11 protein-coding genes are annotated in these 14452 nt (G+C 74.8%); 3 read left to right on the top strand and 8 right to left on the bottom strand.

Annotated elements, in window-relative coordinates:
* Positions 1–141 precede the first annotated feature (141 nt).
* Both ACJTNH_RS09130 and ACJTNH_RS09125 read right to left on the bottom strand, forming a co-directional pair.
* Positions 142–1374 carry an ABC transporter permease gene (locus tag ACJTNH_RS09130; protein WP_458174798.1) on the bottom strand — a complete coding sequence of 411 codons (1233 nt, stop codon included), beginning with the start codon at positions 1372–1374 and terminating at the stop codon, positions 142–144.
* On the bottom strand, positions 1371–2279 hold the full coding sequence (locus ACJTNH_RS09125) for an ABC transporter ATP-binding protein (protein ID WP_458174796.1): 909 nt from the start codon (positions 2277–2279) through the stop codon (positions 1371–1373). The genes ACJTNH_RS09130 and ACJTNH_RS09125 overlap by 4 nt, the downstream gene beginning before the upstream one ends.
* Positions 2280–2429: 150 nt before the next feature.
* On the opposite strand from ACJTNH_RS09125, the gene ACJTNH_RS09120 reads away from it, so the two are divergent.
* Positions 2430–3113, top strand: a complete 684-nt coding sequence (locus ACJTNH_RS09120) for a UdgX family uracil-DNA binding protein (RefSeq protein ID WP_458174794.1) — start codon at positions 2430–2432, stop codon at positions 3111–3113.
* Positions 3114–3151: 38 nt separating this feature from the next.
* On the opposite strand, the gene ACJTNH_RS09115 is transcribed toward ACJTNH_RS09120, so the two are convergent.
* From ACJTNH_RS09115 to pdxH, 3 genes are all read right to left on the bottom strand, one after another.
* Positions 3152–4333 (bottom strand): glucose-1-phosphate adenylyltransferase family protein, encoded by a 1182-nt coding sequence (locus ACJTNH_RS09115; protein ID WP_458174792.1) that lies wholly within the window; start codon positions 4331–4333, stop codon positions 3152–3154.
* 96 nt (positions 4334–4429) lie between these two features.
* Entirely contained in the window at positions 4430–5719 is a 1290-nt protein-coding gene (locus ACJTNH_RS09110; protein ID WP_458174790.1) for an MFS transporter, read from the bottom strand.
* A 188-nt stretch (positions 5720–5907) separates the two neighbouring features.
* Complete coding sequence (pdxH, locus tag ACJTNH_RS09105; protein WP_458174788.1) at positions 5908–6555, bottom strand: pyridoxamine 5'-phosphate oxidase; 648 nt, start codon at positions 6553–6555, stop codon at positions 5908–5910.
* A gap of 144 nt (positions 6556–6699) precedes the next feature.
* Here pdxH and ACJTNH_RS09100 point away from each other — a divergent pair, with 144 nt between their 5' ends.
* Complete coding sequence (locus tag ACJTNH_RS09100) at positions 6700–7830, top strand: citrate synthase 2 (protein WP_458174786.1); 1131 nt, start codon at positions 6700–6702, stop codon at positions 7828–7830.
* A gap of 86 nt (positions 7831–7916) precedes the next feature.
* The gene (gene serC, locus ACJTNH_RS09095; protein ID WP_458174784.1) at positions 7917–9032 is read left to right on the top strand and encodes a phosphoserine transaminase; all 1116 of its coding nucleotides are present in this window, start codon (positions 7917–7919) and stop codon (positions 9030–9032) included.
* A gap of 21 nt (positions 9033–9053) precedes the next feature.
* Here serC and ACJTNH_RS09090 read toward each other — a convergent pair whose 3' ends face one another.
* The 3 genes from ACJTNH_RS09090 to ACJTNH_RS09080 form a co-directional block, all read right to left on the bottom strand.
* Complete coding sequence (locus tag ACJTNH_RS09090; RefSeq protein WP_458174782.1) at positions 9054–10529, bottom strand: circularly permuted type 2 ATP-grasp protein; 1476 nt, start codon at positions 10527–10529, stop codon at positions 9054–9056.
* A gap of 7 nt (positions 10530–10536) precedes the next feature.
* A complete protein-coding gene (locus ACJTNH_RS09085) occupies positions 10537–12393 on the bottom strand; it encodes a S9 family peptidase (RefSeq protein ID WP_458174780.1) in 1857 nt (618 codons plus the stop codon).
* A gap of 103 nt (positions 12394–12496) precedes the next feature.
* Positions 12497–14281 carry an N-acetylglutaminylglutamine amidotransferase gene (locus tag ACJTNH_RS09080; protein WP_458174778.1) on the bottom strand — a complete coding sequence of 595 codons (1785 nt, stop codon included), beginning with the start codon at positions 14279–14281 and terminating at the stop codon, positions 12497–12499.
* Positions 14282–14452 lie beyond the last annotated feature (171 nt).

Below are 14452 nucleotides of genomic sequence, written 5' to 3'. Positions count from 1 at the left end.
GCCGCCGTCGGCAGCCCCTCAGCAATTCCCGCCCAGAACACCCGCATGTTCGCCCGCGTCGCCACCATCGACAGCACCCCTCAGCTGGGGTGATGCGACGACCCCCTGACACCGGGTGACCTGATCAGACGCCGCGCCGCGTCAGGCCTTCTCGGAGGCCAGGGCCTCGCGCAGCTTGACCCGGCCACCGGTGCGCAGCAGCGCCCCGGCGTAGACCCGCCCGCCGATCCGCACGATGACGGCGATCGTGAGCACCATGAGGCCGACGGAGAGGACGACCTCCCACCACGCGGCGGCACCGGCGGCCTGGCGCAGCGGCATGACCATCGGCGACACCCCGGGGACGTAGGAGGCGATCACGGCCAGCGTGCTGGTCGGGTCCTGCGCGGCCTGGATGGCGACGACGATCCCGACGATCGGCAGCAGGCTGGCCGGGGTGATCACGCTGCCCAGGTCCTCCTGCCGGCTGACCAGGGACGCGGCGGCGGCGAACAGCGACGCGTAGAAGGCGTAGCCCAGCACGAACCAGGCCAGCACGGTGAGCACCGTGCCGATCAGGTCGCCGGGCAGTGCGACCAGGTCGAAGGCCAGTGCCCCCGCCACCCCGATGACGGCGATGACCAGCATCTGCCCCAGCGCCAGCACACCCAGACCGATGATCTTGCCGGCGAGCAGCTGCCACGGGCGCATGGTGGCCAGCAGCAGCTCCACGACCCGGCTCGACTTCTCCTCGACCACGCCCTGGGCGACGAACTGCCCGAACAGCAGCAGCAGGCTGTACAGCACGGCGACGCCCACGAGCGCGACGATGATGGCCTCGAAGTCCGTCTCGTCGTCGGCGTCCAGCGCCACCACGTCGACCTCTGGCGGCGCCTCGAGCGTGACGCCGGCGTCGGCCAGCTGCTGGTCCAGCGACAGCCCCTGCACCGCGCCCTGCACGAGGGTCTCGACCTGACCGCCCTCGCTCTCCACGAGCAGCTCCGGCTGGACACCGGACGGGCTGAGCAGCGCGCCCTCCACGTCGCCGTCCTCGACGGCGGTGCGGGCGGCGGCCTCGTCGTCGAACTCGACGACCTCCACGTCGGTGCCCAGCGCCTCGCCCTGGCGCTGCAGCGCCTCGGTGACGGTGGCGTCACCGCCGACGACCCCGAGCCGGGTGGTGTCCTCGCCGCTGTTGATGACCACCTGGAAGACCAGCATGCCCACGATGAGCAGGATCAGGACGGCGGAGCCGACCAGGAAGCCCTTGTCGCGGATCCGGGTGGAGATCTCCCGGCCGGCCACGAGCCGGACCAGCTGGCCGGGGCTGTGCGGCTTCACGTCGGAGTGCGCCGGCGCCGGGGTGCGGACGCCGCGGTCTGCGGTCGCGGTCACGCCGCCACCTCCTGGGGGGTCGAGACGGCGTCGCGGAAGAGCTCGACGAGGGTGGGCTCGCGCCAGGCGAAGTGGCTGACCCGGCCGGTGGCCAGGGCCGCGGCGAGCACCTGCTGGTCGTCGGTGCCGGGTCCGAGCTCCAGCACGGTGTCACCACGCTGCTCGGAGACCACCCGGACGCCCGGTACGGCCCCCGCCCAGCCGACCGGCGCGTCGGGGGCGACCACCCGCAGCTGCCGGCCCGCGGTGGTGGCCCGCAGCTCGGCGACGGTGCCGCTGGCCACGATCGAGCCGCGGGCGAGGATGCCCACGGCGTCGCACAGCCGCTCCACCAGGTCGAGCTGGTGGCTTGAGAAGACGACCGGGACGCCGCGGCGGGCCTGCTCCAGCAGCGCCTCGGCCAGGGAGTCGACGCCCACCGGGTCGAGGCCGGAGAAGGGCTCGTCCAGGATCAGCACGTCGGGCTCGCTGACCAGCGCGGCGGCCAGCTGCACGCGCTGCTGGTTGCCCAGCGACAGCTTCTCGACCCGGTCGCCCCGGCGCTCGCCCAGGCCCAGCCGCTCGGCCCAGGTCTCGGCGGCGCGGGCAGCGGGGCCGGCGTCCATGCCGTGCAGCCGGGCGAAGTAGGTCAGCTGCTCGCCGACCTTCATCTTCGGGTAGAGGCCACGCTCCTCGGGCATGTAGCCGATCCGGCGGCGGACGGCCTCGTCGACCGACCGCCCCGTCCAGCGCACCTCCCCGGCGTCGGCCCGGGCCAGGCCCATCGCGATGCGCATGGTGGTGGTCTTCCCCGCGCCGTTGGAGCCGCAGAAGCCGAACATCTGGCCCGGGGCGACGGAGAAGCTCACCCCCTTCAGCACCTGGTTGTCGCCGTAGGCCTTGACCAGGCCGTCGAACTCGAGCACTGCCCCTCCGGGGGTTCGGTGTGTGCGTGCTGTCTCGTGAGGTTGTCCCGGGGCGAGACTGTCCGATGACTTTCCAACTCGTCAAGTGAACGGTGCGGTGTGTCCCCCGCTCGTGCTGCGGATGCGCCCTCCCTCGGGTGGGATCAGGGCATGAGCAGCGAGGACCACCCGGCGCAGGTGCCCAGCGGTGTCGGCCTGGCCGGGCTGCGCGAGGCCGCGGCCGGCTGCCGGGCCTGCGAGCTGTGGGAGCCGGCGACCCAGACGGTGTTCGGCGAGGGGCCGGAGACGGCGCGGGTGGTGTTCGTCGGCGAGCAGCCCGGCGACCAGGAGGACCGGAAGGGCGAGCCGTTCGTCGGCCCGGCCGGCCGGCTGCTGGACAAGGCCCTCACCGACGCCGGGATCGACCGCGGCGACGCCTACGTGACCAACTCGGTCAAGCACTTCCGGTTCACGCCCACGCCCAAGCGGCGGATCCACCAGTCACCGGGCGCCGAGCACCTGCAGGCCTGCCGGCCGTGGCTGGAGGCGGAGTTCGCCGTCCTCCAGCCGGAGGTGGTGGTCTGCCTGGGGGCCGTGGCCGCCAAGGCGCTCATCGCGCCGTCGTTCCGGATCACCCGGGAGCGCGGCCAGCTGATGCCGTGGACGCCGCCGGGCGTGCGGGCCGCCGAGGCGGGGCTGCCCGAGGCCGACCAGGACGAGGACGCCCCGCACCAGACCTGGGTGCTGGCGACCGCGCACCCCTCCGCCGTGCTGCGGACGCCGGACGACGCCCGCGCCGCCGCCTACGACGCCCTGGTCGCCGACCTCCGGGTCGTCGCCCACGTCCTCGCCTGACCCGGGAGGGCCGACGTCGCGACTCCGGCCCTCCCGGGTCAGTCCTCCCGGGGTTCCGGGAAGCGGGCGCCGGCCGCCAGCTCGGTGCCGGCGGCGAGCTCGGCCCGCCGTCCGACCAGGGTGACCTCGCCGTCGCCACCGACGGTGGCCCGCTCCCCGACCACCACGCCGTCGTCCAGGACGGTGCGGGTGACGGTGGCCCCGGCGCGCACCCGGACGCCGGGCAGCAGCACCGAGTCGACGACGGTCGCCCCGGGCTCGACGACCACCCCCGGCGAGAGCACCGAGCCGCGCACCTCCCCGGCCACCCGGGTGCCCCCGGAGACCAGGCTGTCCTCGACCACCGCGCCGCGCAGCAGCCGGGCGGCGCTGTGCCGGCCGCCGCGGGTGTGGATCGGCCAGCCCTCCTCGTCCAGGTCGATCGGCGGCTCCTCGCAGCGGAAGTCCCGGTGCGCCTCCCAGTAGGACTCCACCGTGCCGACGTCGCGCCAGTAGCCGTTCAGCGGGTACGCCCGGGCCACGCCGTCCCGGGTCTGCGCCGGGAGCAGGTGGGTGCCCAGGTCCTCCAGGCCGTCGTCGCCGACCTGGTCGCCGATCGCCTCGAGCCGGTCGAGGGTCTCGGTCGGCGAGAAGACGAACACCTCGTTGGTGGCGGTCGTCGTCGCCGGCTCGTCGGGCTTGTAGGCGTAGTCGGTGACCTCCCCGTCGTCCGCCGTCCGGACGATGCCGTAGCGGCTGGCGTCGTCCGGCTCGACCTCGGTGGTCACCATCGTGACCTCCGCACCGGAGCCCAGGTGGGCGTCGACCACGTCCCGGTAGTCGAGCTTGTAGACCGCGTCGGAGCTGACCACCACGAGGGCGTCGGCCGCGAACTGCCGGATCAGCTCGGACTGCCGCCACAGCCCGTCGGCGGTGCCCTCGGTGAAGCCGCCCCGCTCGCTGCCCTGGAACGGCGGCAGCATCATCAGCCCGCCGGTGGTGCGGTCGAGGTCCCACGGTCGGCCGTTGGCCAGGTGCTCGTTCACCGACTGCGGCTGGTACTGCTCGGACACCCACACGTCGGGGATCTGCGAGTGCTCGCAGTTCGACAGCGGGAAGTCGATGAGCCGGTACACCCCGGCGAACGGGACGGCGGGCTTGGCCCGGGTCTCGGTCAGCAGTTCGAGCCGGCTGCCCTTGCCGCCGGCGAGGACGAGGACGAGGACCCGCGGGAGCGCCATCCGACGCGCCTACCCGTTCCAGGCCCGCCACACCCGTCGGTCACGACGTGCTGCCTCGGCCGCCGCGAGCCAGCAGCTCGTGACCGACGGCGGAGGTCACTCGGCAGCGAGCCGGCGGCGGGCCTCCCGGGCCACCTCGTCGGCCTGCGACGCCCGGTACAGCCAGAACGACGGGACGGCGACCGCCACCACCACCATCGCCACCACGATGACGACGCCGCCGGAGACCATCGCCGCGCTCACCCCGACGCTGCTGGCCAGCAGGCCGGCCCGCACGTCGCCCAGCCGCGGGCCACCGGCGACGACCACGATGAACACGCCCTGCATCCGGCCGCGCATCTCGTCCGGCGCCGCGGTCTGCAGCATCGCCGAGCGCAGCACCGAGCTGACCATGTCCCCGGCCCCGGCGACGGCCAGGCAGAAGACCGCCAGCCACAGGCTGGAGGCCAGCCCGAACCCGATGATGGCCACCCCCCACACGGCGATGGCGCCCAGCACCACCGCGCCCTGCCGGTCGACCCGGGTCACCCAGCCCGAGGTCAGCCCCATCACCAGCGAGCCGATCGACACCCCGGCGAACAGCCAGCCCAGGCTGTTGGCGGTGCCGGCGTAGGTGGTCTGCGACAGCTCGGGGAAGACCGCCTGCGGCCAGGCGAACAGCATCGCGATGACGTCGACGACGAAGGTCATCAGCAGCAGCGGCTGGGTGCGCAGGAAGGTGAAGCCCTCCCCCACCCCGCGCACGGCCGACCGCAGCCGCACCGGCCCGGAGACCCCCTCGGGCGGCAGCGACGGCAGCCCGCGCAGCAGCAGCACCGCGGCGACGAACCCGATGGCGTCGACGGTGTAGAGGACCGACAGGTCGCCCAGGCCGATCAGCAGCCCGGCCAGCAACGGCCCGACGATCACCCCGGCCTGGCGCACCGTCGAGGCCAGCGCGTTCGCCGCCGCGACGGCGTCGGTGCCGACGATCGCCGGGATCACCGCGCTGCGGGCCGGCTGGTTCACCGCAGCGAAGGCCGAGACGGCCGCGGCGAGCACCCACAGCACCGACAGGTGCCCGTCGCCGGGCAGCAGCGCCTGCACCGCGAGCAGTGCGCTGGTCACGGCGGCGCCGACCGAGCTGATCAGCATCAGCCGACGGCGGTCCATCGCATCGGCGATCGCCCCGCCCAGCAGCCCGAAGACGACCAGCGGCACCAGGGAGACCAGCGAGGTCAGCCCGACCATCAGCGACGAGCCGGTCAGCTGGAAGACCTGGTACGGGACGGCGACCAGCGTCATCTGCTGGCCGAGCATCGTCACCGCGACGCCGCCGAAGATGCGGCGGAAGGCGCGGTTGCGCAGCGGCGTGGTGTCCAGCGCCCAGCCGCGGCGGCGGGTCACCGGCTGCGGCTGCTCGACGCCCAGCCCGCCCTCGACCGGGTCGACCGGCGTCGGCGTTGGTGAGGTGCTGGAACGGCCCCGTCGCAGGAGCCCGCGGCGAGCCCGCGAGCCGTGGGGACCAGGCCCCGGCGCAGGGTCCTGCGCCGAGCTCGCGAGGTGTGGTGGGCGGCGGGGTCCTCCACCCTCCGTCATGGGGCGAGTCGCTGCACGACCCAGCCGCCGCCTTCCTCGTCATCGCGCACGAACACCAGCCGGTCGTGCAGGCGGTCATGGCCGCCCTGCCAGAACTCCACCCGCTCGGGCACGACCCGGTAGCCGCCCCAGTTCTCCGGTCGCGGCAGCTGCCCGGCGGGGGTCTGCTCGTCCAGCTCGGCCACCCGGGTGCGCAGCAGCTGCCGGGACTCCACCACCGTGGACTGGATCGAGGCGGCCGCGGCCAGCTGCGACCCGCGCGGCCGCGGGTCCCAGAGCAGGTCGGAGGCGGTCGGCCCGACCCGCTCGACGCTGCCGGTGACCCGGACCTGCCGCTGCTGGGCGTGCCACGGGAACACCAGCGCCGCGCGCGGGTTCACCGCCAGCTGGGCCCCCTTGGCCGAGGCGTAGTTGGTGCCGAAGACGAAGCCGTCGGCGTCGTAGCCCTTCATCAGCACCACCCGGGCGTCGGGGGCGCCGTCGGCGTCCGCCGTGGCCACCACCATGGCGTTGGGCTCGGGCAGCTCGGCGGCGACGGCGTCGGCGAACCAGCGGTCGAACTGCTCGACCCAGGTGGGGGCGAGGCCGTCCTCCCCGAAGCCGCTGTCGTCGTAGTCCCTGCGCATGCGGATCAGGTCGGGCACACGTCCATGCTGTCACCGTTGCGCGGTGCACCGCCGGGTGACCGCCCGCCCGGGTGCTCCCCCGGGGCCCGCCACCCCCTAAGTTGTGGCTCGTCGTGCGCTGACCGGCGTCCGTCACCACCCGCGCGCAGAGGGGCATGCGAGATGGCCGACGACTTCGTACCGGGTCTGGAGGGCGTCGTCGCCTTCGAGACCACCATCGCGGAGCCGGACAAGGACGGCGGCGCGCTGCGCTACCGCGGCGTCGACATCGAGGACCTGGTCGGCACGGTCACCTTCGGCAACGTCTGGGCACTGCTGGTCGACGGCCAGTTCGGGCCCGGGCTGCCGCCGGCCGAGCCCTTCCCCATCCCGGTGCACACCGGCGACGTGCGGGTCGACGTGCAGGCCGCGCTGGCCATGCTCACCCCCATCTGGGGCTACCGGCCGCTGCTGGACATCTCCGACGCGGAGGCCCGCGACGAGCTGGCCCGCGCCGCGGTCATGGCGCTGTCCTACGTCGCGCAGTCCGCCCGCGGCATCGGCGTCCCGGCCGTGCCGCAGAAGCGGGTCGACGAGGCCTCGACCATCGTCGAGCGCTTCATGGTGCGCTGGCGCGGCGAGCCCGACCCGCGGCACGTCGCCGCGGTCGACGCCTACTGGACGTCGGCGGCCGAGCACGGCATGAACGCCTCGACCTTCACCGCCCGGGTGATCGCCTCCACCGGTGCCGACGTCGCCGCCGCGCTCTCCGGCGCGATCGGGGCGATGTCCGGTCCGCTGCACGGCGGCGCTCCCTCCCGGGTGCTGCACATGCTCGACGGCGTCGAGCGGGCCGGCGACGCCGAGACCTACGTCAAGGGCCTGCTCGACTCCGGTGAGCGGCTGATGGGCTTCGGCCACCGGGTCTACCGCGCCGAGGACCCGCGCGCCCGGGTGCTCCGCCGCGCCGCCGAGGAGCTCGGCGCCCCGCGCTTCGAGGCCGCCCTCGCCCTGGAGCAGGCCGCGCTCACGGAGCTGCGCGAGCGGCGCCCGGACCGGCCGATCGAGACCAACGTCGAGTTCTGGGCCGCGGTGGTGCTCGACTTCGCCGAGGTGCCCAGCCACATGTTCACCTCGATGTTCAGCTGCGCGCGCACCGCCGGCTGGTGCGCGCACGTCCTGGAGCAGAAGCAGACCGGCCGGCTGGTGCGCCCCTCGGCCCGCTACGTCGGCCCCGCCCCCCGCAAGCCGCAGGACGTCGAGGGCTGGGACACCATCACCACCACGGCCCTCGACGAGCCCACCCCCTCGTGAAGAAGGACCCCGGTGCCCCCCACCACTCGCACGCTCGTGGTGGGCCCCTGCACCGGGGCCGCACAGCCGACCGGAGGACGACGAGCATGAGCATCTCCATCCCCACCGACCTGCTGCCCGCCGACGGCCGGTTCGGGTGCGGCCCGTCCAAGGTCCGACCCGAGGCGCTGCAGGCGCTGGCCACGGTCGGCGCCGGTGTCATGGGCACCTCGCACCGCCAGGCACCGGTCAAGGGCCTGGTCAAGCGGGTGCGGGAGGGCCTGACCGAGCTGTTCGACCTGCCCGACGGCTACCAGGTGGTGCTGGGCAACGGCGGGACGACGGCCTTCTGGGACGCCGCCACCATCGGCCTGGTGCGGCAGCGCAGCGCGCACGGCAGCTACGGCGAGTTCTCCGCCAAGTTCGCCTCCGGGGTGGCCGAGGCGCCGTTCCTGGACGCCCCGGTGATCGCCAAGGCGCCGCCCGGATCGCTCGCGCTGCCCACCGCCGAGGCCGGGGTCGACGTCTACGCCTGGGCGCACAACGAGACCTCCACCGGTGTCATGGCGCCCGTGCTCCGCCCGGCCGGCATCGACCCCGACGCGCTGGTGCTCATCGACGCCACCTCCGGTGCCGGTGGCCTGCCGGTCGACGTCAGCCAGACCGACGTCTACTACTTCGCCCCGCAGAAGGCCTTCGCCAGCGACGGCGGGCTGTGGCTGGCGCTGATGTCCGCGCCGGCGCTGGAGCGGGTGGCCGAGATCAAGGCGTCGGGCCGCTGGGTCCCCGGCTTCCTCGACCTGTCGATCGCCGTCGACAACTCCAGCAAGGACCAGACCTACAACACCCCGGCCGTGGCCACGCTGTTCCTGCTGGCCGACCAGATCGACTGGATGCTCGGCCTCGGCGGCCTGTCGGGGGCGGTGGCGCGCAGCCAGGAGTCCTCCCGCCGGCTGTACGAGTGGGCGGAGAAGACCTCCTACACCACTCCGTTCGTCACCGAGCCCGAGCAGCGCTCCTACGTCGTCGGCACGATCGACTTCGACGAGTCGGTCGACGCCGCGGCGGTGGCGAAGGTGCTGCGCGCGCACGGCGTCGTCGACGTCGAGCCCTACCGCAAGCTGGGCCGCAACCAGCTGCGGGTCGGCATGTTCCCGGCGATCGACCCGGACGACGTCAGCGCGCTGACCGCCAGCATCGAGCACGTCGTCGGCCAGCTGTAGCGGCCCGGCCCCGGAGGGCCGTCAGGCCAGCAGCCAGGTGTCCTTGGTGACGCTGCCCGGGCCGGAGCCGACCAGGCGGGCGCCGTCCACCGGCGCCACCCGGGTCAGCGGCGCCGGCAGCGCCCGGGTGGTGCGGCCGGCCACGGTGAACACCCGCAGGTCCACCGGCCGGGGCACGAGCGCCTCGTCGACCACCGCGGGCACGGTGGAGCAGTCCACCGGTTCGGAGGCGACGAAGCGGTGCGGGGCGGCGAGCACCTCGGCCTGCAGCTCGGCCAGCTCGGCGGCCGAGCACAGCGGGCCCGAGACCAGTCCGCGGCCGCCGTACCCGTCGACCGGCCGCAGGACCAGCTCGTGCAGCCGGTCGCGCACCTGGGCGAGGTCGCGGTCGTCGGCTAGCACCCAGGTGCGCACCGTGGCCAGCACCGGCTCCTCGCCCAGGTAGAAGCGGATCATCTCCGGCACGCAGCGGTACAGCGCCGGGTCGTCGGCCACGCCGTTGCCCGGCACGTTGGCCACCGTCAGCCGGCCGGCGCGCACCGCCTCGCCGAGCAGCACGTCCAGCGGAGCGCCCGCTGGGGTGACGTGCGCGGCGAGCTCGGCCTCGTCGAGGTGCCGGTACAGCACGTCCACCGGCAGCCGGTCGCCGTCCACGTGCGCGACGACCCCGCCGTCGGGCGCGGGCCAGAGCTGGCCCGGGGTGACCACGGGGACGCCCAGCGCCTCGGCCAGCAGCTGCTGCTCGAACCAGGTGGGCTCGCCCGGACCACCACTGAGCAGGGCGAGCCGCGGGTCGCCGGGGCACTCCCGCGGCGCCGCGTCGGCGAGCGCGGCACGCAGCAGCGGCACCGCCGTCGCCGGGTCGACCAGCCCGTCGGCCTCGGCAGCCGCGTGCAGCCGGGGCAGCGCCGTCCGGCTGCTCTCCCGGTTGCTGAGCGCGTGGCCCAGGCCGGCCGGGGCGCACAGGTCGTCGCTGAGCGCCAGCCACCCGTCCGGGCCGCGCAGCACCCCCAGCCCGGCGGCGGTGGCCCTCTGCTGCCCGGGCCCGGCGAGACCGACGGCGGAGGGGCGGTGGCCGGGGCTGGCGCTGACCAGCGCGGCGGGCACCACCCCGGCCCGCACCACCTCCGGGTGTCGGTCGGGGTCGCCACGGCGCCGCCCGGCCGGCCGGTAGACGTCGGCGAGGAAGGCGTTGAGCGCCCGGGTGCGCTGCTCGGCCCCGGCGGCCAGGAACGACCAGTCCGCGGCGGTGAGCACCCGCGGGACCGGGCACAGCGGGAGGGGGCGCTCCTGCAGCCGGCCGTCCACGTGGTCGCCGACCACCACCCCGCGCAGCCGGCGTTCCCGGTCGACCGCACCGGCGACCGCGGCGATCCCGCCACCACCCAGCGCCTCCAGCACCTGCGCCACCGCCCGGTAGGCGGGCCGCACCGCACCGTCCGGGCCCACCGCCTCGTCCCGGCCGGTGCCGGGGTAACGGGCGAACACGCTGGTCATCGCTGGGTCACAGCCAGCGATCGAACCACTCGGCCACCCGCTCGGACAGGTGCAGCACGTTCTCCCGTCCCACGATCGTGTGTCCCTCGCCGCGCAGCAGCAGCAGGTCGACCGGCGCGCCGAGCGCGGTCAGCGCCTGGTGCGCCTGCACCGACTCCAGCACCGGCACGTTGGTGTCGCGGTCGCCGTGGGTCAGCAGCACCGGGGAGGTGAGCCGGTCCAGCGCGGTCATCGGCGAGATCGCCGCCAGCATCTCCCGGTCGGCCACCGGGTCGCCGTACTCGGTCACCGACGCCGCGGCCATCCACGGCTCCGTGCCGGCGAAGAAGGTGCGCAGGTCGCTCATCCCGGCCAGCGTCGCCCCGGCGGCGAACAGGTCCGGCCACCGGGTGAGCGCGACCAGGGTCAGGTAGCCGCCGTAGGACCAGCCGTGCGCCCCGACCTGCCCGGGTGCGGCGATCCCCTCGGCCACCAGGTGGTCCACGGTGGCCACCACGTCGTCGAACGAGGACTCCCGGGCGGTCAGGTCGTCGGCGGCCATGAAGGCCCGGCCGTGGCCGCCGGACCCGCGCACGTTGGGCGCGAACACGGTCAGCCCGGCGGCGACCAGCGACTGTGCGACCGGGTTGAAGGCCGGCCGCTCCTGCCCCTCCGGGCCGCCGTGGAAGGTCACCACCGTGCGGTTGGGACCGTGCACGCCGGGCGGGGTGTGCAGCCACCCGTCCAGCTCGGTGCCGTCGGCGGCCGGGTAGCGCAGGCAGACCGGGGTGACCAGCAGGCGCGGGTCCGGACGCCGCGGGGACGACGGCAGCGGGACCACCTCCCCCGCGCCGTCCAGCGGGACGGCCCACAGCGAGCGGGGCGCCGTCGGGCCGGTCAGCTCGGCGAGCAGCAGCCCGCCGTCGGCCGACAGCGACCAGCCGGGCAGGACCGGCTCCGGGAGTGCGACGGACCGCACCAGCGCACCGCCGGCCAGGTCGCGCAGGTCGAGCTCGGTGACGCCGTCGACGTTCCAGACGCAGAGCACGGTGCCGTCGGTGCGCACGGCGTAGGCGTCGAGGTCGGCGTCCGCCCGGGCGAGGAGCACCTGCCCGGGGCCGGGCACCCGCTCCTCGTCGAGGGGCACCCGCACCAGCCCGGTGCGGTCGCTGCGCGGCACCCCCGGCCGGCCGGGGAGGGCGGCACGCAGGTAGACCGCGGTGCCGTCGGGGGCGAACCGGCCGTCCTCGGACGCCGCCCCACCGGGGGCGCTGAGCGGGAGCACCCGCCGCTGGACCCCGGAGGCGACGTCCACCAGGACCACGTGCCGGTGTCCGCGCGGGCCACGCCGGGCCAGCACGGTGCGCTCGTCGGCGGACACCGCGGTGACCGCGAGGAAGCCGCCGCTGGCCAGGGTGCGGCGGGCGCCGCTGACCACGTCGACCAGGACGACGTCGGCGTCCGGCCCGTCGCCGGGGGCGATCGAGCAGACGTAGTGGCCCGGCGCCGTCCAGCCCCCGGCGAACACGGTGGCCCGGGGGTCCTCCCCCGCGACCAGGTGCCGGTCGCTGCCGTCGGGGCGCACCACCCACAGCTGGGCGCAGATGGAGCCACCGGGGCTGACCAGGTAGGCGATCCACTCGCCGTCGGGTGACCAGGCGACCGAGACGACCTCCTCGTCGGCCCCGGAGAGCACGGCCGGCGGGGTCTGCTGGTCGAGGGTGGCCACCTCCAGCCGGGGCAGCCCGGAGCGGTCGCTCACGTAGGCCACCCGGTCGGCGGCCGGCGACAGCGCCGGCACCCAGGCTCCGGCGGCGGCGGCGATCTCCGCGATCGCGAGGCGCACCTCGGTGGACAGTCCGGGCGACCGCAGGGCGTCGGTCATCGCACCTCCTCGGGGACGGGCCAGTTCTCGGCAGGCCGCTGCCAGAGTGCACCAGCGGTGTGTCGAGGAGGTGTCCCCGCCCCCTGCGGGCCCGTGCCGCGGGTCAGGAGATGCCGTGCCGCTGGAGCCACAGCTCCAGCAGGCCGACCTGCCAGAGCTGGTTGGCCCCCAGCGTGGTGCGGTGCGCGTTGGGCTCGGCCAGCAACCGGTCGACGTACTCGGTGCGGAACAGGCCACGCTCGCGGGCCTCCGGCGCGTGCAGCGCGGCGCGCACCGTCTCCAGGTAGTCGCCGTGCAGGTCGATGATCGCCGGCACCGGGAAGTAGCCCTTGGGCCGGTCGATCACGTCGGCCGGGATCACCTTGCGGGCGGCGTCCTTGAGCACGCCCTTGCCGCCGTGCAGCAGCTTCAGCTCCGGCGGGACGGCCGCGGCGAGCTCGGCGAACTCGTGGTCGAGGAAGGGCACCCGCGCCTCCAGGCCCGAGGCCATCGTCATGTTGTCCACCCGCTTCACCGGGTCGTCGACGAGCATGACCGTGGAGTCCAGCCGCAGCGCCTTGTCCAGCGCGGTGTCGGCACCGGGGCGGGCGAAGTGCTCGGCGATCAGGGCCCGGCTGACGTCCTCGGAGGTCAGCCAGCGCGCGGACAGCTGCTGGGCCAGCTCGTCGTGCGTGCGGTCGACGAACCCGCGGGCGTAGGCCTCGACCGCCTGGTCGGCCGGGACGCCGTCCAGCGGCGGGTACCAGTCGTAGCCGGCCATCACCTCGTCGGCGCCCTGGCCGCTCTGCACCACCTTCACGTGCTGGCTGACCTGCTGGGAGAGCAGGTAGAAGGCGACCGCGTCGTGGCTGACCTGCGGCTCGGCCATCGCGCCGATCGCACCGTCGAGCCCGGCGTGCACGTCGGCGCTGGGGATCATCAGCCGGTGGTGGTCGGTGCCGAAGGTCTCGGCGACGACGTCGGAGTAGACGAACTCGTCACCGGAGCGCTCACCGACGGCCTCGAAGCCGATGGAGAACGTGGCCAGCCCGCGCTGCCCCTCCTCGGCGAGCAGCCCGACGACCAGGCTGGAGTCGATGCCACCGGAGAGCAGCACCCCGACCGGGACGTCGGCGACCATCCGCCGGCGGACGGCGACGCGCAGCGACTCGAGCACCCGCTCCTGCCACTCCTCCGGGCGCAGGCCGGCGAGGTCGGCACGGCGCTCGTGCACGGGGTGCCAGTACTCCCAGTCGGACTCCCGGCCGTCGGGCTCGTAGGTGCGCACGGTGGCCGGCGGCAGCTTCCCGACCCCGGACAGGATCGTGCGCGGCGCCGGGACGACGGCGTGGAAGGACATGTAGTGGTGCAGCGCGACCGGGTCGATGCTGGTGTCCACCCCACCGGCGCGCACCAGCGCGGGCAGCGACGAGGCGAAGCGCAGCCGGCCCGGGCCGCGGCTGAGGTAGAGCGGCTTGATCCCGAACCGGTCGCGGCCCATGACCACCCGGCCGGTCTCCCGCTCGACCACCACGAAGGCGAACATGCCGAGGAAGCGCTCGACGCAGGCCGCGCCCCAGCGGTGGTAGGCCTTGAGCACCACCTCGGTGTCGGAGGTGGAGAAGAAGCGGTAGCCGGCACCCTGCAGCTCGGCGCGCAGCTCCTTGTAGTTGTAGATGATCCCGTTGAAGACCACGGTCAGGCCGAGCTCGGCGTCGACCATCGGCTGCGCGCCGGCGTCGGTCAGGTCGATGATCTTGAGCCGGCGGTGCCCGAGGGCCACCGGCCCGGCCTGCCACCCACCCGAGCCGTCCGGGCCCCGCCGCTGCAACTGGTCGCACATCGCGGCGACCGCGGCCATGTCGGCCACCCCGCCGTCGAACCGGACCTCACCCGAGATGCCGCACACGAGCGCCCCTCCCCTGTCCTGGTTGCCGCGCCGCGCTGCGCCGACCGTCCGTCCCGCCACCCTCCCCGGGTGTCTGCGGACGACGCGAGGAGGTTCCGGGTTCGCCGAGGTGCCCATTCTGGTGGCTCCCGCCGGTCGCGGCGACCGGGCCCCGCGGACCCGGGGGTCTCC

Source organism: Modestobacter lacusdianchii (assembly GCF_054177765.1).
Note: the sequence above shows the minus strand (reverse complement) of the source record. Positions and strands in the feature narration are given on the sequence as shown.

Excerpts from the sequence above, each read along its gene's own strand:
- ACJTNH_RS09100 (WP_458174786.1), top strand. The coding sequence starts at position 6,700 with ATGGCCGACGACTTCGTACCGGGTCTGGAGGGCGTCGTCGCCTTCGAG.
- serC (WP_458174784.1), top strand. The coding sequence starts at position 7,917 with ATGAGCATCTCCATCCCCACCGACCTGCTGCCCGCCGACGGCCGGTTC.
- ACJTNH_RS09120 (WP_458174794.1), top strand. The coding sequence starts at position 2,430 with ATGAGCAGCGAGGACCACCCGGCGCAGGTGCCCAGCGGTGTCGGCCTG.
- ACJTNH_RS09115 (WP_458174792.1), bottom strand. The coding sequence starts at position 4,333 with ATGGCGCTCCCGCGGGTCCTCGTCCTCGTCCTCGCCGGCGGCAAGGGC.
- ACJTNH_RS09085 (WP_458174780.1), bottom strand. The coding sequence starts at position 12,393 with ATGACCGACGCCCTGCGGTCGCCCGGACTGTCCACCGAGGTGCGCCTC.
- ACJTNH_RS09090 (WP_458174782.1), bottom strand. The coding sequence starts at position 10,529 with ATGACCAGCGTGTTCGCCCGTTACCCCGGCACCGGCCGGGACGAGGCG.